22 protein-coding genes are annotated in these 24,043 nt (G+C 68.8%); 14 read left to right on the plus strand and 8 right to left on the minus strand.

Annotated features, from left to right (window positions below; genetic code table 11):
• The first annotated feature begins 93 nt into the window (after nt 1-93).
• The gene (locus tag J7357_RS14675) at nt 94-555 is read left to right on the plus strand and encodes an H-NS histone family protein (protein WP_209247557.1); all 462 of its coding nucleotides are present in this window, start codon (nt 94-96) and stop codon (nt 553-555) included.
• A 60-nt stretch (nt 556-615) separates the two neighbouring features.
• On the opposite strand, the gene J7357_RS14680 is transcribed toward J7357_RS14675, so the two are convergent.
• Nucleotides 616-1,875 (minus strand): threonine/serine exporter family protein, encoded by a 1,260-nt coding sequence (locus J7357_RS14680; protein WP_209247559.1) that lies wholly within the window; start codon nt 1,873-1,875, stop codon nt 616-618.
• A gap of 100 nt (nt 1,876-1,975) precedes the next feature.
• On the opposite strand from J7357_RS14680, the gene J7357_RS14685 reads away from it, so the two are divergent.
• From J7357_RS14685 to J7357_RS14700, 4 genes are all read left to right on the plus strand, one after another.
• Nucleotides 1,976-3,088 (plus strand): ABC transporter permease, encoded by a 1,113-nt coding sequence (locus J7357_RS14685; protein ID WP_010340194.1) that lies wholly within the window; start codon nt 1,976-1,978, stop codon nt 3,086-3,088.
• A gap of 81 nt (nt 3,089-3,169) precedes the next feature.
• Nucleotides 3,170-3,991, plus strand: a complete 822-nt coding sequence (locus J7357_RS14690; RefSeq protein ID WP_209247561.1) for an ABC transporter ATP-binding protein — start codon at nt 3,170-3,172, stop codon at nt 3,989-3,991.
• A gap of 4 nt (nt 3,992-3,995) precedes the next feature.
• Entirely contained in the window at nt 3,996-4,922 is a 927-nt protein-coding gene (locus J7357_RS14695; RefSeq protein WP_010340196.1) for an MlaD family protein, read from the plus strand.
• On the plus strand, nt 4,919-5,593 hold the full coding sequence (locus J7357_RS14700; protein WP_209247563.1) for an ABC-type transport auxiliary lipoprotein family protein: 675 nt from the start codon (nt 4,919-4,921) through the stop codon (nt 5,591-5,593). Before J7357_RS14695 ends, J7357_RS14700 begins: the two co-directional genes overlap by 4 nt.
• 400 nt (nt 5,594-5,993) lie before the next feature.
• Here J7357_RS14700 and J7357_RS14705 read toward each other — a convergent pair whose 3' ends face one another.
• The gene (locus J7357_RS14705) at nt 5,994-6,614 is read right to left on the minus strand and encodes an alpha-ketoglutarate-dependent dioxygenase AlkB (RefSeq protein WP_209247565.1); all 621 of its coding nucleotides are present in this window, start codon (nt 6,612-6,614) and stop codon (nt 5,994-5,996) included.
• Between the two features lie 113 nt (nt 6,615-6,727).
• Here J7357_RS14705 and J7357_RS14710 point away from each other — a divergent pair, with 113 nt between their 5' ends.
• Nucleotides 6,728-8,371 carry an electron transfer flavoprotein-ubiquinone oxidoreductase gene (locus tag J7357_RS14710; protein WP_209247567.1) on the plus strand — a complete coding sequence of 548 codons (1,644 nt, stop codon included), beginning with the start codon at nt 6,728-6,730 and terminating at the stop codon, nt 8,369-8,371.
• Nucleotides 8,368-10,434 carry a glycoside hydrolase family 99-like domain-containing protein gene (locus J7357_RS14715; RefSeq protein ID WP_209247569.1) on the plus strand — a complete coding sequence of 689 codons (2,067 nt, stop codon included), beginning with the start codon at nt 8,368-8,370 and terminating at the stop codon, nt 10,432-10,434. The genes J7357_RS14710 and J7357_RS14715 overlap by 4 nt, the downstream gene beginning before the upstream one ends.
• A gap of 18 nt (nt 10,435-10,452) precedes the next feature.
• Here J7357_RS14715 and J7357_RS14720 read toward each other — a convergent pair whose 3' ends face one another.
• On the minus strand, nt 10,453-11,085 hold the full coding sequence (locus J7357_RS14720) for a CoA transferase subunit B (RefSeq protein ID WP_209247571.1): 633 nt from the start codon (nt 11,083-11,085) through the stop codon (nt 10,453-10,455).
• Nucleotide 11,086: 1 nt separating this feature from the next.
• Entirely contained in the window at nt 11,087-11,824 is a 738-nt protein-coding gene (locus J7357_RS14725; protein WP_010340202.1) for a CoA transferase subunit A, read from the minus strand.
• Nucleotides 11,825-11,957: 133 nt separating this feature from the next.
• Between J7357_RS14725 and J7357_RS14730 the strand changes: the two genes are divergently transcribed.
• Together J7357_RS14730 and J7357_RS14735 are read left to right on the plus strand one after the other, a co-directional pair.
• Nucleotides 11,958-13,304, plus strand: coding sequence for a phosphomannomutase (locus J7357_RS14730; protein WP_209247573.1), 1,347 nt, complete (start codon nt 11,958-11,960; stop codon nt 13,302-13,304).
• Nucleotides 13,305-13,359: 55 nt separating this feature from the next.
• On the plus strand, nt 13,360-14,763 hold the full coding sequence (locus J7357_RS14735) for a mannose-1-phosphate guanylyltransferase/mannose-6-phosphate isomerase (RefSeq protein ID WP_209247575.1): 1,404 nt from the start codon (nt 13,360-13,362) through the stop codon (nt 14,761-14,763).
• Between the two features lie 85 nt (nt 14,764-14,848).
• Here the strand turns inward: J7357_RS14735 and rfbD are convergent, their stop codons facing one another.
• The 4 genes from rfbD to rfbB form a co-directional block, all read right to left on the minus strand.
• Nucleotides 14,849-15,763: a dTDP-4-dehydrorhamnose reductase gene (gene rfbD / locus J7357_RS14740; protein WP_209247577.1), complete on the minus strand. Its 915-nt coding sequence runs from the start codon at nt 15,761-15,763 to the stop codon at nt 14,849-14,851.
• Entirely contained in the window at nt 15,760-16,317 is a 558-nt protein-coding gene (rfbC, locus tag J7357_RS14745) for a dTDP-4-dehydrorhamnose 3,5-epimerase (RefSeq protein ID WP_209247579.1), read from the minus strand. The genes rfbD and rfbC overlap by 4 nt, the downstream gene beginning before the upstream one ends.
• Entirely contained in the window at nt 16,314-17,201 is an 888-nt protein-coding gene (gene rfbA / locus J7357_RS14750) for a glucose-1-phosphate thymidylyltransferase RfbA (RefSeq protein WP_209247581.1), read from the minus strand. Before rfbA ends, rfbC begins: the two co-directional genes overlap by 4 nt.
• Nucleotides 17,202-17,262: 61 nt before the next feature.
• Nucleotides 17,263-18,318: a dTDP-glucose 4,6-dehydratase gene (gene rfbB, locus J7357_RS14755; protein WP_209247583.1), complete on the minus strand. Its 1,056-nt coding sequence runs from the start codon at nt 18,316-18,318 to the stop codon at nt 17,263-17,265.
• Between the two features lie 236 nt (nt 18,319-18,554).
• Here rfbB and J7357_RS14760 point away from each other — a divergent pair, with 236 nt between their 5' ends.
• From J7357_RS14760 to J7357_RS14780, 5 genes are all read left to right on the plus strand, one after another.
• On the plus strand, nt 18,555-19,301 hold the full coding sequence (locus J7357_RS14760; protein WP_010340209.1) for an electron transfer flavoprotein subunit beta/FixA family protein: 747 nt from the start codon (nt 18,555-18,557) through the stop codon (nt 19,299-19,301).
• On the plus strand, nt 19,301-20,242 hold the full coding sequence (locus J7357_RS14765; protein ID WP_209247585.1) for an electron transfer flavoprotein subunit alpha/FixB family protein: 942 nt from the start codon (nt 19,301-19,303) through the stop codon (nt 20,240-20,242). Before J7357_RS14760 ends, J7357_RS14765 begins: the two co-directional genes overlap by 1 nt.
• 20 nt (nt 20,243-20,262) lie before the next feature.
• The gene (locus tag J7357_RS14770; RefSeq protein WP_209247587.1) at nt 20,263-21,240 is read left to right on the plus strand and encodes a lysylphosphatidylglycerol synthase transmembrane domain-containing protein; all 978 of its coding nucleotides are present in this window, start codon (nt 20,263-20,265) and stop codon (nt 21,238-21,240) included.
• Between the two features lie 107 nt (nt 21,241-21,347).
• The gene (locus J7357_RS14775) at nt 21,348-22,736 is read left to right on the plus strand and encodes a UbiA family prenyltransferase (protein ID WP_209247589.1); all 1,389 of its coding nucleotides are present in this window, start codon (nt 21,348-21,350) and stop codon (nt 22,734-22,736) included.
• A complete protein-coding gene (locus tag J7357_RS14780; protein ID WP_209247591.1) occupies nt 22,736-24,043 on the plus strand; it encodes an FAD-binding oxidoreductase in 1,308 nt (435 codons plus the stop codon). Before J7357_RS14775 ends, J7357_RS14780 begins: the two co-directional genes overlap by 1 nt.

Consider the following 24,043-nt stretch of genomic DNA (forward strand, 5'->3'; position numbering starts at 1 on the left):
TAAGCCGGATATTTGTCAATCCGATAAAGCATCATTATGATCCTGCGCTGGCCAGGGAATGGCGGAAGCCACCACCCATTTTCCGGAGTAAAGATGACCATCGATCTCAGTGGCCTGTCGGCCAAGCAGTTGGGCGCTCTCATCAAGACCGCCAAGAAGCAGCAGTCCATCGTCGCCAAGCGCACCCCCATCGCCAAGGTCCGCACCCAGCTGGCGCGCCTGGCCAAGAGCCACGGCTACAGCATCGAGGAAGTCTTCGGCGGCGCTCCCGCCGCGCGCGGCCGCAAGGCCGGCAAGCCGGGTCCGAAGCCGGGCCGCAAACTGGGCAAGGTTCCGCCGAAATACCGCAATCCCACCAATGCCGCCGAAACCTGGACCGGCCGCGGCAAGCAGCCGCGCTGGCTGGCCGACCTGGTCGCCAAGGGCAAGAAGGTCGAGGATTTCCTGATCGCCGGCGGCGCTGCCAAATCCGCCGCCCCGGCCAAGAAAACCGCCAAGAAGGCCACCAAGCGCGTCGCCAAGAAGGCCAGCAAGAGCGCCGCGCCGAAGGCCTGATGCGCCGCGACGACCGTAACGAAAAACGCCGGCACATGCCGGCGTTTTTCTTTTCAGCATTCAAAGATTCTTGCGCGCCGGTACCAACAGATTGCCGAACAACAGGCCGGCGACCAGCGCCATCACGATATTGGTCACCGTCAATAGCGCCGATTGACCGCCGATCACGTCCTGCTGCTGGACCATCGTCAGCAGCCCGCGCAGGCTGGCGCTGCCGGGCACCAGCATGATGATGCCCGGCAGCCGCACCAGCGCGCCCGGCCGCTGCACGATGCGCCCGAACAGATTGCCGGCCGCGGTCAGCACCATCGCCGAGAGGAAGATGCCGACCGGGCTGCCCCAGGCGTCGCCGGCGAAGCGCGCGATCGCGTAGCCGGCCACCGAGGCGGCCATCACGAACGGATAATCGCGGCCGCTGGCCTTGAACAGCAGCGCGAACGCGTAGGCGGCCACCAGCAGCGACCCCCACTCCACCCAGCCATGCTGCGGGCGCGATGCCTGCACCATCGGCTCCAGGCCGAGCAGTTGCGCCAGCGTCACCGCGATCACCGCGCCGACGGTCAGCTTGAGGATGGTGGTCACCGCGCCGGCGAAGCGCGCCGTGCCCGAGACCCAGTGCTGGCTGGTCAGTTCGTTGACCGCATTGGTCAGCGCCATACCCGGCAGCAACACCACCAGCGAGGCGATGATCACCGTATTGAGATTCAGCGGTGCCACGAAACTGGCCACCAGGGTCGCGACGAAACCGGCCAGCAGCGCCGCCAGCGCATCATTGGCCTCCTTGGTCGCCGGGCGCTTGTCAGTGAGCTGGGTGAGCACGCCGATCAGCAGGCCGATGGCGCTGGCGGTGGCGATGTCCAGCCACGGCAGGCGCCACAGCCCGGCCACGCCGGCCGCGGCCAGGCCGAAGCCGAGCACCTGCATCGCCATCCAGCGCCGTCCCGGCGGCTGGTCCAGCTGACGCAGCGCGGTGTGGCCCTGGGCCACGCTCATGCGCCCGCTGGCCACGTCGTCGGCGATGCGGTCGGCGACGCTGAGCTTGTGCAGATCGTTGTCGCCGGGCGCCAGCCGCACCACGCGGGTGATGTCGCTGGACCCGATCGCCTTGGTCGGGTCGCTGAAGCTGAGGATCAGCCCGGTCGGGTTGGACCAGGGCTCGCAGTCCAGGTCCAGTTGCTGCGACAGCGCCACCACCGCCGCCTCCAGCCGCTGCGCGGTGGTGCCGTAGGTGTGCAGTCGCCCAGCGATGTCGGAGACGAAGGCGATGCGCTGCGCGTAGGTCGCGGTGGCGGAGGGGCTGACGGTCGGAGCGGCGGGCATGTCGGCTAGTATGGCGCGAACGCCGCGCCCGGCCACCCCGCCGCGATCACCACATCTGCAACACGGGTGAAACAGGTATGCTCGCGCACCGGACGCCCCCATGATCGAACCGCAACCGCCCAAACTCAGCCAGGACGACCGAGACCCCTCGCGGGTGCGGCTGACCGGCAGTTGGACCCTGGCCACCGCCCTGGCCTCCTCGGAAGTGCTGCGCGGCATGCCGGCCGGCACCACCGGCATCGACGCCAGCGGCATCGGCCAGCTGGATTCGGCCGGGGTGCTGCAGCTGATGCGCTATGCCACGCGCAACGGCATCGCCCACGAGGCGCTGGATTTCCGCCAGGATCACCGCGCGCTGGTCTCGACCATCGAGGACGTCGCCGACGACCGCCCCAAGCGCAAGCGCGACTACGGCTTCGCCGCGGCGCTGGAACGCCTCGGCTACGCGGTACACCGCAACGGCAAGGAAATCGTCGCCCTGGTCGGCTTCCTCGGCGAGACCCTGGTCAAGCTGCTGCGGCTGCTGCACGCGCCGCGCCGGTTCCGCCTGACCGCCACCGTGCACCACATGGAGCAGGTCGGCCTGGACGCGGTGCCTCTGGTGGCGCTGCTGTCGTATCTGGTCGGCGCGGTGATCGCCTTCCTCGGCTCCACGATCCTGCGCGACTTCGGTGCCGAGATCTACGTGGTGGAGCTGGTCAGCATCGCCTTCCTGCGCGAGTTCGCGGTGCTGCTGACCGCGATCGTGCTGGCCGGACGCACCGCCAGCGCCTTCACCGCGCAGATCGGCGCGATGAAGGCGCGCGAGGAGGTCGATGCGATCCAGACCCTGGGCCTGGACCCGATGGACCTGCTGGTGATCCCGCGGCTGGTGGCGCTGCTGCTGATGCTGCCGCTGCTGACCTTCGTGGCGATGATCGCCGGCCTGGCCGGCGGCGTCACCGTCGGCGCCTTCGACCTGGGCATCCCGCCGCAGATGTACCTGGCGCGCATGCACGACACCATCCAGATCCGGCACATGCTGGTGGGCCTGTCCAAGGCGCCGATCTTCGCCATCGTGATCGGCCTGATCGGCTGCCTGGAGGGACTGCGCGTGGAAGGCACCGCCCAGTCCGTCGGCGAGCGCACCACCTCCAGCGTGGTGCAGACGATCTCGCTGGTGATCATCATCGACGCGATCGCCGCGCTGTGGTTCATGAACATGGGGTGGTGAGTTGAAGCCGGGAATCGGGAATCGGGAATCGGGAATGGAAAACGCCGGCTGCGTCAGCGACGTCGGCCGGGAGTGCATGCCTTGACCATTCCCGATTCCCCACTCCCGATTCCCGACCAGGAACTGGCCATCTCCGTCCGCGGCCTGGTCAATCGCTTCGGCAGCCAGACCGTGCACGAGGACCTGGACCTGGACGTGCGCCGTGGCGAGATCCTCGGCGTGGTCGGCGGCTCGGGCACCGGCAAGTCGGTGCTGATGCGCACCATCCTCGGCCTGCGCGACCCCGATGCCGGCAAGATCCAGGTGCTGGGCGTGGATACCGATTCCGGCCGCCGCGCCGATCGCCTGCATGTGGAGCGCAACACCGGCGTGCTGTTCCAGGACGGCGCGCTGTTCTCCTCGCTGACCGTCGGCGAGAACGTGCAGGTGCCGCTGAAGGAGCATTTCGGCGAACTGCCCGACAGTTGGCATTACGAGCTGGCGCTGCTGAAGGTGAAGCTGGCCGGACTGCCCGCCGATGCATTGAACAAGCTGCCCTCGCAGCTGTCCGGCGGCATGCGCAAGCGCGCCGGGCTGGCGCGCGCGCTGGCGCTGGATCCCCCCCTGTTGTTTCTGGACGAACCCACCGCCGGCCTGGACCCGATCGGCGCGGCCGCCTTCGACCGGCTGATCCGCACCCTGCAGGAAGCGCTGGGCCTGACCGTGTTCCTCATCACCCACGATCTGGACACCTTGTACGCTATCTGCGACCGCGTGGCGGTGCTGGCCGACCGCAAGGTCATCGCCAACGCGCCGCTGGCCGAGATCGAGCAAGTGGACCATCCGTGGATCCAAGAGTATTTCCACGGCCCGCGCGCCCGCGCCGCGCGCGATGCCAAGACCGCCTGGACCGAGACCCCCTGAGCCCATGGAAACCAAAGCCAATTACGTGCTGATCGGCGCCTTCACCATCGTGGTGGGGATCGCGCTGCTGCTGTTCGGACTCTGGGCCGCCAAGTATTCCTCCGACCGCACCTGGCAGGAGTACCGCGTGGTGTTCCGCGAGGCGGTCACCGGCCTGTCGGTCGGCAGCCCGGTGCAGTACAACGGCATCGCGGTGGGCTCGATCACCGAGCTGACCCTGGCGCCGAACGATCCGCGCCAGGTGGTGGCGCGGATCCGGGTCAACTCGACCACGCCGATCAAGAGCGACACCCGCGCCAAGCTGGGCATCACCAGCCTGACCGGCCCGTCGATCATCCAGCTCTCCGGCGGCACCCCGGAAGCGCCGGCGCTGACCTCGATCGACAACAGCGACGCGCCGATCATCCAGACCACGCCCTCGGCGCTGCAGAACATCACCGACACCGCCAACCGCATCGTCGAGCGCCTGGACGAGGTGCTCAGTGACCGCAACGTCGCCAGCATCACCGCCACCCTGCACAACCTGGAAACCATCAGCGGCGGCCTGGCCGACCGCGACCAGGGCATGCAGTCGCTGATCGTCAGCGCGCGCGATGCGGCGCGCAACCTGGACACCACGCTCAAGACCACCAACGGCACCATCCAGCGCCTGGACCAGAACCTTGTGCAGCAGCTGCCGCCTATCCTGGACAAGCTGGAGGACACGCTGAGCAAGCTGGATTCGGCCGCCGGCAATGCCGACAAGATCCTTGGCGAGAACCGCTCGGCGATCAACAGCTTCGCCAACGACGGCCTCGGCCAGCTCGGCCCGACCCTGACCGAACTGCGCGGTCTGATCCGCGACCTGCGCCGGGTCAGCGACCGCCTGGACAACAACCCCGCGCGCTACCTGCTCGGCCGCGACGCCCCGAAGGAGTTCAAACCCAAATGAAGCCGATGCGCGCCTTCCTCCTGCTCGCCGTCCCGGCCCTGCTGCTGGCCGGCTGTTCGTTGCCCGGCGGCAGCAAGGAGCCGGTGACGATCTACGCGCCGGACGTGCGGGTGACCGCGGACCCGGCCTGGCCGCAAGTGAGCTGGCAACTGGCGCTGACCAAGCCCAGCGCCGCGCGCGTGGTCGACAGTTCGCGCATCGCCGTGCGGCCGACGCCGGACGAACTGCAGGTGTACGGCGGCGTCAGCTGGGCACAGCCGGCCACCGACATGCTCGAGGACATGCTGCTGCGCGCATTCGAGGATTCCGGGCGGATTCCGGGCGTGGCCCGGCTCGGCACCGGGATCCGCGCCGACTACAAGCTGCTGCTGGACCTGCGCCGCTTCGAAGCCGACTACGCCGGGCGCACGGTGCCGTCGGCCACCATCGAACTCAATGCCAAGCTGCTGTACAGCGCCGACCAGCGCGTGGTCGCCTCGCGCACCTTCCTGGTGACCCAGCCCGCCGCCGGCACCGCCGAATCGCAGGTGGTCGACGCCTTCGGCCAGGCCATGTCGCAACTCGGCCACGACGTGGTCGGCTGGACCCTGCAGCAGGGCCAGGCCGACGCGGCGACCGCGCTGGCGCCCAGCGTGCCGCCGCCGGCGAGCCCGAAGCCGCCACGACGCTGATGGCTCCCCTCTCCCACCGGGAGAGGGGCCGGGGGTGAGGGTGCGGCGGCCAGGGAGCCCTCTCCCCCAGACGCCGCCCTGGCAACTCGTACCCTCATCCGCCCCTTCGGGGCACCTTCCCCCAAAAAGGGGGCCGTGGTCCCGGAGGGAGAAGGGATGAAGGCTTCGCTCCCCTCTCCCACCGGGAGAGGGGTCGGGGGTGAGGGTGCGGCCGCCAGGGAGCCATCTCCCCCAGACACCTCCCTGACAACTCGCACCCTCATCCGCCCCTTCGGGGCACCTTCTCCCAGTGGGAGAAGGGATCAAGGCTTCGCTCCCCTCTCCCGGTGGGAGAGGGGTTGGGGGTGAGGGTGCGAGGGCCGCGGAGTCCTCTCCAGACAGCTCCCTGGCCACCCAACCCTCATCCGCCCCTCCGGGGCACCTTCTCCCGAAGGGAGAAGGGATCAAGCGCAATGCGGCGAAACGTCAGGTTGATCCGCTCGCCGACCGGCTTGGCGGTGCGCGGCAGGGCGTGTCGGTACAGGCGCTGGGTGTCGCCCGCCATCAGCAGCAAGCCGCCGGAGGTCAGCTCCAGCGCCTGGCGCAGCGCCGGCTGCTGACGATGGCGCAGCACGAAGCGACGCGTGGCGCCCAGGCTCAACGAGGCGATCACCGGCGTCCGACCGAGTTCGCGCTCGTCGTCGCTGTGCCAGCCCATGGCGTCGCGGCCGTCGCGGTAGCGGTTGGCGAGCACGCTGTTGAATTCCACCCCGGTCTCGGCCGCCAGCCGCGCACGCAGCGGCAGCAGCGCCGCCGGCCACGGATGCGGCGCGAAGCGGGTGCCGGAATAACGGTAGCTGGCGTCGGCGTCGCCGATCCAGCAACTCAGCCGCGGCGAATCGACCAGCTTGCCGAACAGGCGGATGCGGTGCACCTCCCACGGCACTTCCTGCAGCAACTGCGCGCACAGCGCCGCGGCCGCGGCCGGGTCCAGCCACTCGGGATACCAGCGCAGATCGGCGCCGGGCAGGTCCAGTTCCATCGCACCACGCTAGCATGCTGGCGGCCACCATACGCCGGCGTGCGGAATTTGCCCCTTCACGCGCAAACCCTGAAAATGCGGGCAGCCAGAACGAGCCAACGGGAGCGGAGCAGATGACGGGAACCGAGGGCGGCGCCAATGCGCCGGAGCCAGTGGAGCGCGACGTCATGGAATACGATGTCGTCACCGTCGGCGCGGGCCCGGCCGGGTTGGCGTTCGCGATCCGGCTCAAGCAGCTCAACCCCGACATCTCGGTCTGCGTGATCGAGAAGGCCAGCACCATCGGCGCGCATATCCTGTCCGGCGCGGTGATCGAACCGGCGCCGCTGGACGCGCTGCTGCCGGGCTGGCGCGACAACCCGCCGCCGATCTGCGTACCCGCGGCCGAGGACGAATTCTGGTACCTGAGCAAGGACGGCGGGCACAAGTTCCCGATGGTGCCGCCGGGCATGCGCAACCACGGCAACTTCATCGTCAGCCTCGGCGCGATGTGCGCCTGGCTGGCGCCGCAGGCCGAGGCGCTGGGTGTGGAGATCTACCCCGGCTTCGCCGCCGCCGAGACCCTGCACGCCGAGGACGGCACGGTGCTGGGCGTGCGCATCGGCGACATGGGCGTGGCCAAGGACGGATCGCACAAGCCCGGCTACACCGCCGGCATCGACATCCGCGCCAAGGTCACGGTGCTGGCCGAAGGCGCGCGCGGGCACCTGACCAAGCGCCTGATCGCGCGCTTCGCGCTCGACGCCGGGCACGATCCGCAGGCGTTCTCGATCGGCATCAAGGAGCTGTGGCAGTTGCCCGAAGGCCGGGTCAGCCCCGGCAAGATCGTGCACACCCTCGGTTGGCCGGCCGACAGCAAGACCTATGGCGGCAGCTTCCTGTATCACCTGGAGAACAACCAGGTGGCGCTGGGCTACGTCAGCGGCCTGGACTACCACGATCCCGAATACCGCCCGTGGGAGGCCTTCCAGCAGTGGAAGAACCACCCGATGATGAAGTCGCTGCTGGAAGGCGGCACCATTCTCTCGGCCGGCGCGCGCGCCATCGCCAGCGGCGGCTGGCAGTCGCTGCCGAAGGTGGAGATGCCCGGCGCGCTGCTGATCGGCGACACCGCCGGCCTGCTCAACGTGCCCAAGATCAAGGGCACCCACCAGGCGATCCGCAGCGGCATGCTCGCCGCCGAACACCTCGCCGCTGGCGCCGCGCTCGACCCGGCCGGCTTCGACGCGCGCCTGCGCGGTTCGGAGGTGATGGCCGAACTGCGCCAGGTGCGCAACATCAAGCCCGGCTTCAAGAAGGGCCTGTGGTTCGGCCTGCTCAACGGCGCCTGGGAGACCCTGGTCAAGGGCGCCTCGCCGTGGACGCTGAAGGTGGGCGCCGACTGGAAGAGCCTGGACCGGCTCGGCGAGCACGAGCAGCCCAAGCGCGACTACGTGCAGCGCGAACTGGCCCCGCGCGACCGCCTGCAGGGCGTGTACTTCGCCGCCACCGAGCACGACGAGGACCAGCCTGTGCACCTGCACGTGCGCGACCCGCAGATCTGCGTGACCCGCTGCACCGAGGAATATGGCAACCCCTGCACGCGTTTCTGCCCGGCGGCGGTGTACGAGATCGTCGACGACACGGCCGGCAAGCGCCTGCAGATCAACGCCGCCAACTGCGTGCACTGCAAGACCTGCGACATCAAGGATCCCTACGCGATCATCGATTGGGTGACGCCGGAAGGCGGCTCCGGGCCGAACTACCAGAACCTGTGAGCGCAGGCCTGCCCGCGCGCCTGAAGACCGCACTGTTCCTGACGCTGCGTGCCGGCTTCCGCGCCCTGCCGCTGTCGCAGGCGCAGCGCGACCGCCTGCGCGCGCGGTTCCTGGAACGCCATGCGGACCTGGTGCCGCCACCGCCGCGCGGACAGGTGGGCAGTGGGTTCGGCGAACGCCGGCCGCGCGCGCGCGCCGACGAGCGCGCGATCGGCCATGTCGCCTCGCAGCAGGCGCCGTTGCCGACACCGCTGCCGGCCACCGTGGTGGCGTTCTACCTGCCGCAGTTCCATCCGATCCCGGAGAACGATGCCTGGTGGGGCGCCGGTTTCACCGAATGGCGCAACGTCACCCGCGCGCTGCCGCAATTCGAGGGACACGTGCAGCCGCGGCTGCCGGCGGACCTGGGCTTCTACGACCTGCGCAACCCGCACAGCATGCGTCAGCAGGTGGCGCTGGCGAAGCAGTACGGCGTCGGCGCGTTCTGCTTCTACTTCTACTGGTTCGGCGGCAAGACCCTGCTGGAGACGCCGCTGCGGCAGTGGCTGGACGACCCCACGCTGGAGCTGCCGTTCTGCCTGTGCTGGGCCAACGAACAATGGTCGCGGCGCTGGGACGGCCGCGGCGACGACGTGCTGATGGCGCAGGCGCACAGCGCGCAGGACGACCTGGACTTCATCGCGCACGTCGCCGACTACCTGCGCGATGCGCGCTGCCTGCGCGTGGACGGCCGGCCGATGCTGCTGGTGTACCGCCCGCACCTGCTGCCGGATCCGCAGGCAACCGCGACGCGTTGGCGCGACTGGTGCCGCGCGCACGGCATCGGCGAACTGCACCTGGCCTACGTGCAGGGCTTCGAGCGGCCGGACCCGCGCGACATCGGTTTCGACGCGGCGGTCGAGTTCCCGCCGAACATGAGCAATCCGCGCTCGCTGGCGGCCGACCAGCACCTGCTCAATCCCGACTACAGCGGTGCCGTGCTGGATTGGCGCGCCCTGGCCGCGGAGATCGCCGCGCGCCCGCTGCCAGACTACCTGCTGTATCCGGGCGTCAACCCGGGCTGGGACAACGAAGCGCGCCGCCCCGGTGCCGGCCGCGTCTATCTGCATGCCTCGCCGCGCGGCTACGAGGACTGGCTGCGCACCACGGTCCACACGCGGCTGCAGGGCCGCCGCGCCGAGCAGCGCCTGGTCTTCGTCAACGCCTGGAACGAATGGGCCGAAGGCGCCGTGCTGGAGCCGGATGCGCGACTGGGGCATGCCTATCTCGACGCCACCCGTCGCGCACTTGCACCGCTGCCGGCGCGAGACACGACACCCCACGCGATCATCCACGCGTGGTATCCGCAGGTGCTGCCGGAACTGCTGGCGCAACTCGCCGCGAGCGCCCTGCCCTGGCGTTTGCTGGTCACCACCTCGCCCGACCAGGCCGATGCCGTGCGCGCGCACCTGCACGCGTGCGCGTTCCCGTTCGAGCTGATGGTGCTGGAGAACCGCGGCCGCGACATCCTGCCGTTCCTGCACGCGGCCGAGCGGCTGCTGCGCGACGGCGTGGACGTGGTGCTGAAACTGCACACAAAGCGCAGCACCCATCTGTCCAACGGCGATGCCTGGCGCAGCGAACTGCTGCAGCGCCTGGCCGGCGCCGACCGCGCCGCGCGCGTGCTGCAGGCCTTCGCCCAGGATCCTGCGCTCGGCCTGGTCGCCCCCGAAGGCCATCTGCTGCCGTTGGCCGACTTCTGGGGCGGCAACCGCGCGGGCGCCGACTATCTGCTGCGCCGCACCGGCCACAGCGACGCGCGCCTGACGCAGGCGCAGTTCATCTCCGGCAGCATGTTCTGGGCACGCCTGCAGGCGCTGCGGCCGCTGCTGGACAGCGGCCTGTGCCCGTCCGAATTCGAGCCCGAGCAAGGGCAGCTCGACGCCACTCTTGCGCATGCGGTTGAGCGGCTGATCGCGCCGCTGGCCGAGTGCGTCGGCTATCGCGTCGCCACCGCAACCGACCTGCTCGGCCAACCGCCAGCGGTGTCCGCCGACTACGCCTACGCGCAGCGCAGCACCTGAGCGGCGCTGTTCCGGCGCTTAGCCGCGTCGGAACGGCACGCCGGTCTTGGCGGCCAGTTCCGCCGCGTCCACGCCCTCGGCGGTCTCGACCAGGACCAGGCCGCTGTCGGTGACGTCGAACACCGCCAGGTCGGTGATGATGCGGTCGACCACGCCGACGCCGGTCAGCGGCAGATCGCAGGCCGGCAGGATCTTGTGGCTGCCGTCCTTGGCCACGTGTTCCATCAGCACGACCACGCGCTTGACCCCGGCCACCAAGTCCATCGCCCCGCCCATGCCCTTGACCATCTTGCCGGGCACCATCCAGTTGGCCAGGTCGCCCTTCGCGCTGACCTGCATCGCGCCGAGAATCGCCAGATCGATATGACCACCGCGGATCATCGCGAAGGAATCGTGGCTGCCGAAGTAGCTGGCGCCGGCGCGGGCGGTGACGGTCTGCTTACCGGCGTTGATCAGGTCGGCGTCGACCTCGTCCTCGGTCGGGAACGGGCCGATGCCAAGCAGACCGTTCTCCGACTGCAGCCACACGTCCACGCCCTCGGGGATGTGGTTGGCGACCAGGGTCGGCAGGCCGATGCCCAGGTTCACGTAGGCGCCGTCGGTGAGTTCGCGGGCGGCGCGCTGCGCCATGTCGTCGCGGGTCCAGGCCATGTCAGGCGTCCTTCTGGCGCAGGGTGCGCTGTTCGATGCGTTTTTCGGGATGCGGGTTGTGCACGATGCGGTCGACGTAGATGCCGGGCAAGTGCACCTGGTCCGGATCCAGGCTGCCGGTCTCCACCACCTGCTCGACCTCGGCGATGCAGAGCTTGCCGGCCATCGCGCAGGCCGGGTTGAAGTTGCGCGCGGTCTTGCGGAACACCAGGTTGCCGGCGGCATCGGCCTTCCACGCCTTGACCAGGGCCACGTCGGCGCGCAGCGCGGTCTCCAGCACATAGTGCTTGCCGTCGAATTCGCGGGTCTCCTTGCCCTCGGCGACCACCGTGCCGTAGCCGGTGGCGGTGAAGAACGCCGGGATGCCGGCGCCACCGGCGCGCAGGCGTTCGGCCAGGGTGCCCTGCGGGTTGAATTCCAGTTCCAGCTCGCCGGCCAGGTACTGGCGTTCGAACTCCTTGTTCTCGCCGACGTAGGACGAAATCATCTTGCGGATCTGTCGCGTCGCCAGCAGCTGCCCCAGGCCGAAGCCATCGACGCCGGCGTTGTTGGAGATCACCGTGAGACCGTTGACGCCGCTGTCGCGCAAGGCCGCGATCAAGGCCTCGGGAATACCGCACAGGCCGAACCCGCCGACCGCCAGGGTCTGTCCGTCCGCCACCACATCGGCCAGCGCCGTGGCCGCATCGGGGAAAAGCTTGCCGCGCCGCCCGCCCGCAGGGGTAGAGGTGTCGCCCATTCGCCAGCTCCGCGTTGGAATGTAGACAGCTAGTTTAGCCGCTCGGGGACTGCGCCCCCCGCCGCACCGCCGCAACGACCGATTAAGCGCCGTAACGTTACACTCGGGGTTCCCCCAACTAGGACCCTCTTCCATGTCGCTTCCCGCATTCAAGGCCTACGACATCCGCGGCCGCGTTCCCGACGAACTGAACGAGGACCTGGCCCGCAGGATCGGCGTGGCGCTGGCGGGGCAATTGGGCAGCGGGCCGGTGGTGGTCGGCCACGACGTGCGCCTGGCCAGCCAGGGGCTGCAGGACGCGCTGTCGGCCGGCCTGCGCGCCAGCGGCCGCGAGGTCATCGACATCGGCCTGTGCGGCACCGAGGAAGTGTATTTCCAGACCGACCACCTGCAGGCCGCCGGCGGCGTGATGGTCACCGCCAGCCACAACCCGATGGACTACAACGGCATGAAGCTGGTGCGCGAGAACGCGCGCCCGATCAGCTCCGATACCGGCCTGTTCGCGATCCGCGACACCGTCGCCGCCGACACCGCGGCGGCCGCCGAGCCGACCGCCGCCGAGCATCACCGTCCGGACAAGAGCGCCTACATCGAACACCTGCTGAGCTATGTCGACCGCGCCACGCTCAAGCCGTTGAAGCTGGTGGTCAACGCCGGCAACGGCGGCGCCGGTGCCATCGTCGATCTGCTGGCGCCGCACCTGCCGTTCGAGTTCGTGCGCGTCTTCCACGAGCCGGACGGGCACTTCCCCAACGGCATCCCCAACCCGCTGCTGCCGGAGAACCGCGCCGCCACCGCCAACGCGGTCAAGCAGCACGGCGCCGACTTCGGCATCGCCTGGGACGGCGACTTCGACCGCTGCTTCTTCTTCGATGCCGACGGCCGCTTCATCGAGGGCTACTACCTGGTGGGCCTGCTGGCGCAGGCGATCCTGGCCAAGCAGCCGGGCGGCAAGGTCGTGCACGACCCGCGCCTGACCTGGAACACGATCGAGCAGGTCGAGGAGGCCGGCGGCATTCCGGTGCTGTGCAAGAGCGGCCACGCCTTCATCAAGGAGAAGATGCGCAGCGAGAACGCCGTGTACGGCGGCGAGATGAGCGCGCACCACTATTTCCGCGAATTCGCCTACGCCGACTCCGGCATGATCCCGTGGCTGCTGATCGCCGAGCTGGTGTCGCAGTCCGGCCGCTCGCTCGCCGACCTGGTCGAGGCGCGCATGCGCAAGTTCCCGTGCAGCGGCGAGATCAACTTCAAGGTCGCCGACGCCAAGGCCGCGGTGGCGCGGGTGATGGAGCACTTCGCCTCGCACGCGCCGACGCTGGACTACACCGACGGCGTCAGCGCCGAATTCGCCGACTGGCGTTTCAACCTGCGCAGTTCCAACACCGAACCGCTGCTGCGCCTGAACGTGGAAACCCGCGGCGATGCGGCGCTGCTGGAACAGCGGACGCAGGAGATTTCCGATCTGCTGAAAGCATGATCGCGCGGTTGCCTTTCTCTTCCCCCTTCAACGGATCCATGGAGTCCTTCCGTTCATGAGCGACATTCTGCCCATCATCCTGTCCGGTGGTTCCGGCACCCGTCTCTGGCCGCTGTCGCGCGAGGCGTATCCCAAACAGTTCCTGCCGCTGGTGGGAGACACCACCATGTTGCAGTCGACCTGGCTGCGCGCTGCGCCGATCGCCGGGCGTGCCCCCATCCTGGTGGCCAATGAAGAACACCGCTTCATTGCCGCAGAACAATTGCAGCAACTCGGCGTCCAGCCGGGCGCGATCCTGCTCGAACCAAAAGGCCGCAATACCGCCCCCGCCATCGCGGTCGCGGCGATGGAGGCGATGCGCGATGGTGCCGACCCGCTGCTGCTGGTCCTGCCATCCGATCACGTGATCCTGGACGAAGCGGCATTCCAGGCCGCGGTCCAGGCCGCCGCGTCTTCGGCGGCCGACGGCAAGCTGGTGACCTTCGGGATCAAGCCGACCGCGCCGGAGACCGGCTACGGCTACATCAAGGCGGCTGCCGGCGTCGGCGCACGCCCAGTCGAGCGCTTCGTCGAAAAGCCCGACCTGTCCACCGCTCAGGGGTATCTGACCTCGGGCGAATACTATTGGAACAGCGGCATGTTCCTGTTCCGCGCTTCGCGCTATCTGGAAGAGCTGCGCAAGTTCCAACCGGCTATCGCCGACGCCTGCACCAAGGCGTGGCAGTCGGCCAAGCGCGACGCCGACTTCACCCGCCTGGACAAGGACGCCTTCGCCGCCAGCCCCTCCGACTCCATCGACTACGCCGTGATGGAGAAGACCGCCGACGCGGTGGTGGTGCCACTGGACGCGAAGTGGAGCGATGTCGGGTCGTGGTCGGCGCTGCTGGACGTGTCGCCGCAGGACGCCAACGGCAACGCCCACCACGGCGACGTCATCGAGATCGATTGCCGCAACACCTACGCCTACGGCTCGCGCCTGATCGCGATGGTGGGCCTGCAGGACGTGGTGGTGGTGGAGACCGACGACGCCGTGCTGGTCGGGCACAAGGAGCGCATCCAGGAAGTGAAGGACGTCGTCGGCAAGATCAAGGCCAACGGCCGTTCCGAAGCCACCTGGCACCGCAAGGTGTACCGCCCGTGGGGCGCCTACGATTCGATCGACAACGGCCAGCGCTTCCAGGTCAAGCGCATCACGGTCAAGCCCGGTGCCACGCTGAGCCTGCAGATGCATCACCATCGTGCCGAGCACTGGATCGTGGTCAGCGGCACCGCCGAGGTCACCCGTGGCGACGAGGTGCTGCTGCTCACCGAGAACCAGAGCACCTACATCCCACTCGGGGTGACGCATCGTTTGAAGAACCCCGGCAAGCTGCCGCTGGAGCTGATCGAAGTGCAGTCGGGCAGCTACCTGGGCGAGGACGACATCGTGCGCTTCGAGGACACCTACGGGCGCACCTGAGTCCGGCATCCGCCGCAAACGCAAAGAGCCGGGCACTGCCCGGCTCTTTGTTTTTCATCGATGCTGTTTTGCAGTGCGCGCCGTCTCAGGCCGCCGGCGCTGCCGCAGCGAGTGTGCCGACCACCTGGTGCAGGCCATCGCGCCACTGCGGCAGTTCCAGCGCGAAATCGCGCTGCAGGCGGGACACGTCCAGGCGCGAATACGCCGGGCGCCTGGCCGGGGTCGGATACTCCGCAGTGGTGATCGGCAGCAGCCGCGGCGCGCGCGGCAACAGCCCCGCCGCCACCGCCTCGGCGAAGATCGCCTCGGCGAAGCCGTGCCAGGTGGTCTCGCCGGTCGCGGTCAGATGCCAGATCCCGGACGGCAGCGTCGCGCGCTGCGCCAGTACCCGCGCGGTGACATCGGCGATCAGCGCCGCTGGCGTCGGTGTGCCAACTTGGTCGGCGACCACCCGCAGTTCGTCGCGGTCGGCGCCGACGCGCAGCATGGTGCGCAGGAAATTGTTCCCGTGCGCGGCATACACCCAGGCGGTACGGAAGATCACGTGCTGCGCACCGGACGCGCGGATCGCCTGCTCGCCGGCCAGCTTGGTGGCGCCGTACACGCCCAGCGGCGCGGTCGGCGCGTCCTCGGGATAGGGCTGTGTGCCCTGGCCATCGAACACATAGTCGGTGGAGTAATGCACCAGCGGTGTGCCATGCGCCGCGCACCAGGCAGCGATCGCCGCCGGCGCTTCGGCATTGGCGCGGTGCGCCGCCTCGGCGTCCTGTTCGGCGCGATCGACCGCGGTATAGGCCGCGGCATTGACCACCGCCGTCGGCCGCAGCCGGTCCAGCAGTTCGCCCAGGGTCTGCGGCTGGTCGAAATCGGCACGCTCACAGCCACTGCCGTCGGGCAGCTGGCCTCTGCGCGTGGTCGCGATCACCGGTCCCTGCCCGGCCAGCGCGCGCAGCAGTTCCTGCCCGACCTGGCCGTTGCCGCCGAAGACCAGCACGCTCATGGCTGGTAGACCGGCAAACGGTCCTGCGCAATGTCCTTCAGGAAGGGCGCCTTTTCGTCCTTGGCCGACAGCAACGGTGCATTGATCGGCCAGTCCACGGCAATATCGGCGTCATCCCAGCGCACCGAAGCATCCGCTTCCTGGACGTAGACATCGGTGCAGAGATAGCTGAATACCGCGCGCTCCGACAGCACTGCGAACCCATGGGCGAAGCCCTCCGGGATCCAGAATTGCTTGTGGTTCTCCGCGCTCAAGATGGCGGCAACCCAGCGACCGAAGTAAGGCGAACCGCGGCGTATGTCCACGGCGACGTCATAGACCTCGCCCTCCAGGACGCTGACCAACTTGCCCTGCGGCCGCGGCCACTGATAGTGCAAGCCGCGCAGCACGCCCTTTGAAGAGACTGAAACGTTGCTCTGCAAGAACGCGGCCGGCAAACCGGCCTGCGCAAACCGCTCGGCGTTCCAGCTTTCGAAGAAATGGCCGCGCGCGTCGCCGAACACCCTGGGTTCGATGACGGCACAGCCGGGTATCGCGGTCTCGATCAGGTTCAAAGAAGCTTTCCTCGTTTTGCCAGCGCCTGCAGATACAGGCCATAGCTGTTCTTGACCATTGGAAGCGCCAAACGTTGCAATTGCTCGGCGTCGATCCATCCCTGCAGGAACGCGATCTCCTCCGGGCAGCAGACTTGCAGCCCTTGGCGCGCCTGGATGGTCTCGATGAAATTGGAGGCTTCGTGCAACGATTGATGCGTACCGGTATCCAGCCACGCATAGCCACGTCCCAGCGCTTCCAAGTGCAGTTGTCCTTCCTGGAGATAGCGCCGATTGAGATCGGTGATCTCCAGTTCGCCTCGGGCGGAGGGCTTCAGCTCTGCGGCATGCCGGCTGGCATCGCCGTCGTAGAAATACAGGCCCGTCACCGCATAGTTGGACCGCGGCACCGTGGGCTTTTCCTCGATATCGATCACCTTGCCGGACTGGTCGAACTCCGCCACGCCATAACGCTGTGGATCGTTCACCCAGTAGCCAAACACGGTCGCGCCGTGCGTGCGGGCATCGGCGCGACGCAAGGTCTCGGTCAACCCATGGCCGTGGAAGATGTTGTCGCCCAACACCAGACAGCTTGGCTTTTCGTCGACGAAATCACGCCCGATCAGATAAGCCTGCGCCAATCCATCGGGGCTGGGTTGCACCGCGTACTGGATCTCCATGCCCCACTGCGCCCCGTCTCCCAGCAGCCTGCGGAACAGCGCCTGCTCGTGGGGCGTATTGATCACCAGCACCTGACGAATGCCCGCGAGCATCAGCACGCTGAGCGGGTAGTAGATCATCGGCTTATCGTAGACGGGCAGCAATTGTTTGCTGACCGCCTGGGTGATCGGATACAGCCTGGTGCCGGACCCTCCGGCGAGGATGATTCCCTTGCGTTCGGTCATGTGCGTGTCCTGGTGAAGCGATATGCGCCACAGTGAGCATGGACGTCAAACGTCGTGTACATCAGGCAACTGCGCCCATGCGCTCCAGCCGATAGCTGCCATCGAGCACGCCCTGCACCCAGTCCTGATGGCTCAGGTACCAGTCCACGGTGAGCGCGATGCCCTGTTCGAAGGTGTAGTGCGGTTCCCAGCCCAGCTCGTTCTTCAGCTTGGACGCATCGATGGCGTAGCGGCGGTCGTGGCCGGGCCGATCGGCGACGTAGGTGATCTGGCTGGCGCGCGGCTTGCCGTCCTCGCGCGGACGCCGCGCGTCCAGCAACGCGCAGATCGCCTGCACCACCTCGATGTTCTGCTTCTCCGAATTGCCGCCGATGTTGTAGGTCTCGCCGACCTTACCCTTGGCCAGCACGGTGCGGATCGCCTCGCAGTGGTCGCCGACGAACAGCCAGTCGCGCACCTGCTTGCCGTCGCCGTACACCGGCAGCGGCTCGCATGCCAGCGCCTTGGCGATCACCAGCGGGATGAGCTTCTCGGGGAAGTGGTACGGGCCGTAGTTGTTGGAGCAGTTGGTGGTCAGCACCGGCAGGCCGTAGGTGTGGTGGAACGCGCGCACCAGGTGGTCGGACGCGGCCTTGGACGCCGAGTACGGCGAGTTCGGCGCATACGGCGTGGTTTCACTGAACTTGCCGGTCTCGCCGAGCGAGCCGTAGACCTCGTCGGTGGATACGTGCAGGAAACGGAACGCGTCGCGGCGGCCGTCCGGCAGCGCCTTCCAGTGATCGCGCACCGACTCCAGCAGGCCGAGGGTACCGACCACATTGGTCTGGATGAAGGCGCCGGGGCCGTCGATCGACCGGTCCACATGGCTCTCGGCGGCGAAATTGACCACGGCGTCGGGCTGGTGCTCGGTGAGCAGGCGGCCCACCAGATCGCGGTCGCCGATATCGCCGTGCACAAAGACGTGTTCGGGGTTGCCCTCCAGCGACGCCAGCGTGTTCAGGTTCCCGGCGTAGGTCAGTGCGTCCAGGTTGATCACGCGTACGCCGCGCGCCACTGCCTCGAGCACGAAATTGCCGCCGATGAAACCGGCACCGCCGGTTACGAGCCACGTCGCCAATGCCTTTCTCCTGTGTCTTGGCAGGCGCGCCAGACCGAATCGCTGGAGCGTAACCAGTAAGGATAACGCCCAGGAGGCAGTGCGATGCGCCTGCGCGACGGGCGCCGTTCAGTCCGCCGACCGGACTTGACCATACGCCCTCGCATGGTCTCCCGCGCCCGGTTAGAATCCTCCGACTGCCCCGTGCCAGCCGCCGCGGCCGGGCCTTCCCGCACTGCTGAAGGATCTCGTACACGATGAAAATCCTCGTCGCCTACAAGCGCGTGGTGGACTACAACGTCCGCATCCAGGTCAAGCCGGACGGCTCCGGCGTGGTCACCGAGGGCGTCAAGCTCTCTGCCAACCCGTTCGACGAAATCGCTCTGGAAGAGGCCCTGCGCCTGCGCGACGCCGGTATCGCCAGCGAGGTGGTGGTCGCCACCATCGCCCCGGCCGACGCCGCCGCGCACCTGCGCAATGGCCTGGCCATGGGCGCCAACCGCGCCATCCACGTGGTCGCCGACGCGGCGATCCAGCCGCTGACCGCCGCGCGTACCCTGCTCAAGCTGGTCGAGCAGGAGCAGCCGGACCTGGTGATCCTGGGCAAGCAGGCGATCGACGACGACGCCAACCAGACCGGGCAGATGCTGGCCACGCTGTGGGGCCGGCCGCAGGCGACCTTCGCCGGCAAGCTGGTGGTGGCCGACGGCAAGGCGACGGTGACCCGCGAGGTCGACGCCGGCCTGGAGACCCTGGAAGTGGACCTGCCGGCGGTGGTCACCACCGACCTGCGCCTGAACGAGCCGCGCTTCATCAAGCTGCCGGACATCATGAAGGCCAAGAGCAAGCCGCTGCAGACGCTGGCCTTCGCCGACCTGGGCGTGGAGGCCAACGACAGCCTCACCACCACCCACTACGCCCCGCCGGCCAAGCGCAGCCGCGGCGTGATGGTCAAGGATGCCGCCGAACTGGTGGCCGCACTCAAGCAGAAGGGGTTGCTGTAATGGCCAAGATCCTCATCGTCGCCGAACATCTCAACGGGCAGCTCAACGCCGCCACCGCCAAGTGCGTCAGCGCCGCGCAGGCGCTGTCGGCCGAGGCCATCGACATCGTGGTGCTGGCGTCCGATCCGGCCGCGGTGGCTGCCCAGGCCGCGCAGATCGCCGGCGTCGCCCGCGTCCTCACCGTCGCCAACCCCGCCAACGCACACGCCATCGCGCAGGTGCTGGGCCCGCAGATCGCCGCGCTGGCGACCGGCTACACCCATGTGTTCGGTCCCTCCACCACCTTCGGCAAGGACCTGATGCCGGTGGTGGCCGCCTTGCTCGGCGTCAACCAGATCTCCGACCTGATGGCGGTGGACGGCGACTACGCGTTCAAGCGCCCGATCTACGCCGGCAACGCCATCATCAGCGTGCAGGCCCCGGCCGACCAGATCGTGGTCGCCACCGTGCGCAGCGCCTCGTGGCCGGAAGCGGCGCAAGGCGGCAGCGCGGCGGTCGAAGCGGCCAACGTCGATGCGACGCTGCCGAGCCACACCCGCTTCGTCGGCCTGGCCGCGGGCAAGTCCGACCGTCCCGACCTGCAGAGCGCCAAGCGCGTGGTCTCCGGCGGCCGCGGCGTCGGTTCGGCGGAGAACTTCCAGATCGTCTATCAGCTCGCCGACAAGCTGGGCGCCGCGGTCGGCGCCTCGCGCGCGGCGGTCGACGCCGGCTACGTGCCCAACGAACTGCAGGTTGGCCAGACCGGCAAGATCATCGCCCCGGAGCTGTACGTGGCGGTCGGCATTTCCGGCGCCATCCAGCACCTGACCGGCATCAAGGACGCCGGCACCATCGTCGCGATCAACAAGGACGCGGAGTCGCCGATCTTCGAGATCGCCGACATCGGCCTGGTCGGCGACCTGTTCACGGTGCTGCCGGAACTGGAAAAGGCGCTGGGCTGAGCCGCGCGCGAGACCTGGGGATGATGCCGCACGGCGCCGACGGCGTGCCCGCGCCGCGCCACCGTGCGGATCATCTGGCGCTGTTCGTCGTGCTGCTGTGCGGCGGCTACCTGGCCGCCCTGTGGTGGGTGGACCGCGGCAACGGCACGTTCGCCAGGCTGGGCACGATATGGCCGTTGCTGGCAGTGGCGGTGCTGCCGGTCTCGGCCAGCTACCTGTTCCGCTTCTGGCGCTGGCGCTGGCTGCTGCAACGGCAAGGCCACGCAGTGCCGTTCTGGCTGGGCTGGGCCGCCTATCTGTCCGGTTTCGCCTTGACCGCCACGCCCGGCAAGGCCGGGGAATTGCTGCGCATCCGCTATTTCGCCCGCATGGGCGTACCGGCGGGACGGACGCTGGCGGTGTTCGTGTTCGAGCGCGCCTCCGACCTGCTGGTGATCCTGGCGCTGTCGCTGCTGGCCGCACCGGTCTTCCCCACCCTGGGCACGCTCGCCGCGGTGGTGCTGGGCTTCGTCGCCCTGCTGTTCGGCGCCGCCGCCTGGCCGGCCCTGCTGGCCTGGCTGGACGGGGTGGGCCGGCGCTTGCCCGGGCGCTGGCTGCGGAGCGCCGCGCAATTTGCGGTGTTCGCCGCCACGGAGCTGCGCGCCTGCCTGGGCACCGCGCAGATGGTGCGCAGCCTGATCGCGGGCGCCGGCGCCTGGGGCCTGACCTCGGCGGTCTTCGTCGGGCTGTGCAGCGGCCTTGGTTTGGACCTGGACCCGCTGGTCGCGTTCGGCATCTACCCGCTGGCGATGCTGATCGGCGCGCTGTCCTTCGTCCCAGGCGGGGTCGGCACCACCGAACTGGCGATCGTGCTGATGCTGGACCGGCTCGGTGTCGCCACCGCCGATGCGATCGCGGTCGCGGTCGCCGCGCGGCTGGTGACGCTCTGGTACGCGGTCGCCGTGGGCGCCCTGGCGATGGGGGCCACCGAATTCCTGCAACGACGCCAGGCCGCCTGAACCGCTGGTTATAATCGCGGCCCCGCTATGCATCCCCAGGCCGCAGCATGTCCCTCCCACCCAGCCCTTCCGCCGACCGCCCGGCTGTCTCAGGGCGCGCGCTTTGCGTGGATCTGGACGGCACGCTGCTGAACTCGGACATCCTCTACGAGTCCCTGCTGGCCCTGCTGGCGCGCAACCCGCTGTACGTGTTCCTGCTGCCGCTGTGGCTGCTGCGCGGCAAGGCCGCGCTGAAGCGCGAACTGGCCGCCCGGGTCACCCTCCCGGCCGAGACCCTGCCCTACAACGAGCACGTCCTGGAGCTGCTGCGCACCACGCCGCAGCGCCCGCGCGTGCTGTGCACCGCCTCCGACCAGTTGCTGGTCGCGCCGATCGCCGCGCACCTGGGCCTGTTCGAAGAGGTCATCGCCAGCGACGGCCAGCGCAACCTGTCCGGCCGCAACAAGGCCGACGTGCTGGTGCAGCGATTCGGCGAAGGCAATTTCGACTATGCCGGCAATGGCCGCGTGGACCTGCACGTGTGGGACAAGGCCGGCGGCGCCTGGGTGGTCAACAACGGCAACGGCTTGCGCGCGGCCGCCGCCCAGCGCACCACCGTGCACGGGCACTGGCCGGCGCCGCCGCGCGCCCGCGCCTGGCTCAAGGCGCTGCGCCTGCACCAGTGGCTGAAGAACCTGCTGGTGTTCGTGCCGCTGCTCACCGCGCACCGCTTCCTGGAGGGCGAATCGGTGCTGCAGTCGGTGATCGCCATGGTGGCGTTCGGACTGTGCGCTTCCGGCGTCTACGTGCTCAACGACCTGCTCGACCTCACGCCCGATCGCCAGCATCCGCGCAAGCGCAAGCGGCCGTTCGCCGCCGGCCGGCTGCCGCTGCTGCAGGGCCTGTTCGCCGCCCCCGCGCTGACCGTGGCCGGACTGGCGCTGTCGCTGGCCTGCAACCTGCACTTCACCCTGGTGTTGCTGGCCTACTACGTGATGACGCTGGCGTACTCGCTGCGGCTCAAGCGCATCGTGATGATCGACGTGGTGCTGCTGGCGGCGCTGTACACCGTGCGCATCATCGGCGGCGCGGTGGCCATCGACCTGGAACTGTCGTTCTGGCTGTTGGCGTTCTCGATGTTCATCTTCCTCTCGCTGGCGCTGCTCAAGCGCTACACCGAACTGCACGCGATGCTGGGCAGCGGCAAGACCAAGGCCAGCGGGCGCGCCTATTCGGTGGAAGACCTGGTGCTGCTGCAGTCGATGGGCGCGGCCGCCGGCTACATCGCGGTGCTGGTGATGGCGCTGTACATCAACAGCCCGGCGAGCATGTCGTTGTATCGCCACCCGCAAATACTCTGGCTGATCTGCCCGGTGCTGCTGTACTGGGTCAGCCGGGTCTGGATCGTGGCGCACCGCGGCGACATGCACGACGACCCGATCGTGTTCGCCGCCACCGACCGGGTCAGCCAGGTGGTCGTGGTGTTGTGCGGGCTGTTCGCGCTGAGCGCCATCTGATGGCCGATGCCGGGCAGTCCTGGGGACGCTATCCGCGCGCGACGCAGACGCTGCTGCCGATCGCCGACCGGGCGGCGGCCCTGCCGGCCTTCGCCGGCAACGCGCTGCCGCGCGGAAACGGCCGCAGCTACGGCGACAGTTGCCTCAATCCCGACGGCACCTTGCTGTGCGCGCGCGGCCTGGACCGCTTCATCGGCTTCGACCCGGCGACCGGCGTGTTGCGCTGCGAGGCCGGGGTCACGCTCGCCGAGATCATCGACCTGGTCCTGCCGCAGGGCTGGTTCCTGCCGGTGACGCCGGGCACCCGCTACGTCACCGTGGCCGGCGCCATCGCCAACGACGTGCACGGCAAGAACCATCACCGCACCGGCAACTTCGGCCACCACGTGCGCGCCTTCGAGCTGCTGCGCAGCGACGGCAGCCGCCGCCTGTGCACGCCCGACGCCGATGCAGACGGCTGGTTCGCGGCCACGGTCGGCGGACTCGGCCTGACCGGGCTGATCACCTGGGCGGAGATCCAGTTGCGCCGCGTGCCGGGTCCGGCGCTGGAGACGGAGAACATCCGCTTCGGCTCGCTCGACGAATTCTTTGCGTTGTCCGCGGCCTCGGCCGACAGCCACGAGTACAGCGTCGCCTGGATCGACTGCCTGGCCAGCGGTCGCGCCCGCGGCCGCGGCCATTTCACCCGCGCCGATCACTGCGCCGGCCTGCCCGAGGAACGCCCGGCCTCGCCCGGCAAGGGCCTGGCGATGCCGCTGACCCCGCCCGTCTCGCTGGTCAACAAGCTGTCGCTGCGGCCGTTCAACGCGCTGTACTACTGGCGCCAGCCCGCGCGCAGCAAGCGCCGGCTGAGCCACCTGCTGCCGTTCTTCTACCCGCTGGACGGCATCCGCCACTGGAATCGCATGTACGGCCCGCGCGGCTTCCTGCAATACCAGTGCGTGCTGCCGCCAGCCACCGCGCGCGACGGCGTGGACGCGCTGCTGGCGGAAATCGCCCGCAGCGGCAGCGGCTCCTTCCTGGCCGTGCTGAAGGAATTCGGCGACATACCTGCACGCGGCATGCTGTCCTTCCCGCGGCCGGGCACCACCCTGGCGCTGGATTTCCCCAACGACGGCGCCGATGTGCTGCGCCTGCTGGAGCGGCTGGACCGGATTGTCGACGCCGCTGGCGGCGCTCTGTACCCTGCCAAGGACGCGCGCATGTCCGCCGCCTCGTTCCAGCGCGCCTATGCCCGCTGGCAGGACTTCAGCCGCTATCTCGATCCCCGCTTTTCTTCCGGCTTCTGGCGCCGGGTCACGGAGTGA

The organism is Xanthomonas sp. D-109 (assembly GCF_017746095.1).
GTDB lineage: Bacteria > Pseudomonadota > Gammaproteobacteria > Xanthomonadales > Xanthomonadaceae > Xanthomonas_A > Xanthomonas_A sacchari.

Bases quoted from the DNA above. Each gene is read 5' to 3' on its own strand.
- J7357_RS14760 (WP_010340209.1), top strand. From the start codon at position 18,555: ATGAAAATCCTCGTCGCCTACAAGCGCGTGGTGGACTACAACGTCCGC.
- rfbD (WP_209247577.1), bottom strand. From the start codon at position 15,763: ATGAGCGTGCTGGTCTTCGGCGGCAACGGCCAGGTCGGGCAGGAACTG.
- J7357_RS14735 (WP_209247575.1), top strand. From the start codon at position 13,360: ATGAGCGACATTCTGCCCATCATCCTGTCCGGTGGTTCCGGCACCCGT.
- J7357_RS14700 (WP_209247563.1), top strand. From the start codon at position 4,919: ATGAAGCCGATGCGCGCCTTCCTCCTGCTCGCCGTCCCGGCCCTGCTG.
- rfbA (WP_209247581.1), bottom strand. From the start codon at position 17,201: ATGACCGAACGCAAGGGAATCATCCTCGCCGGAGGGTCCGGCACCAGG.
- J7357_RS14765 (WP_209247585.1), top strand. From the start codon at position 19,301: ATGGCCAAGATCCTCATCGTCGCCGAACATCTCAACGGGCAGCTCAAC.
- J7357_RS14695 (WP_010340196.1), top strand. From the start codon at position 3,996: ATGGAAACCAAAGCCAATTACGTGCTGATCGGCGCCTTCACCATCGTG.
- J7357_RS14780 (WP_209247591.1), top strand. From the start codon at position 22,736: ATGGCCGATGCCGGGCAGTCCTGGGGACGCTATCCGCGCGCGACGCAG.
- J7357_RS14725 (WP_010340202.1), bottom strand. From the start codon at position 11,824: ATGGGCGACACCTCTACCCCTGCGGGCGGGCGGCGCGGCAAGCTTTTC.
- J7357_RS14770 (WP_209247587.1), top strand. From the start codon at position 20,263: ATGATGCCGCACGGCGCCGACGGCGTGCCCGCGCCGCGCCACCGTGCG.
- J7357_RS14685 (WP_010340194.1), top strand. From the start codon at position 1,976: ATGATCGAACCGCAACCGCCCAAACTCAGCCAGGACGACCGAGACCCC.
- J7357_RS14680 (WP_209247559.1), bottom strand. From the start codon at position 1,875: ATGCCCGCCGCTCCGACCGTCAGCCCCTCCGCCACCGCGACCTACGCG.
- J7357_RS14730 (WP_209247573.1), top strand. From the start codon at position 11,958: ATGTCGCTTCCCGCATTCAAGGCCTACGACATCCGCGGCCGCGTTCCC.
- J7357_RS14710 (WP_209247567.1), top strand. From the start codon at position 6,728: ATGACGGGAACCGAGGGCGGCGCCAATGCGCCGGAGCCAGTGGAGCGC.
- J7357_RS14720 (WP_209247571.1), bottom strand. From the start codon at position 11,085: ATGGCCTGGACCCGCGACGACATGGCGCAGCGCGCCGCCCGCGAACTC.
- J7357_RS14705 (WP_209247565.1), bottom strand. From the start codon at position 6,614: ATGGAACTGGACCTGCCCGGCGCCGATCTGCGCTGGTATCCCGAGTGG.
- J7357_RS14675 (WP_209247557.1), top strand. From the start codon at position 94: ATGACCATCGATCTCAGTGGCCTGTCGGCCAAGCAGTTGGGCGCTCTC.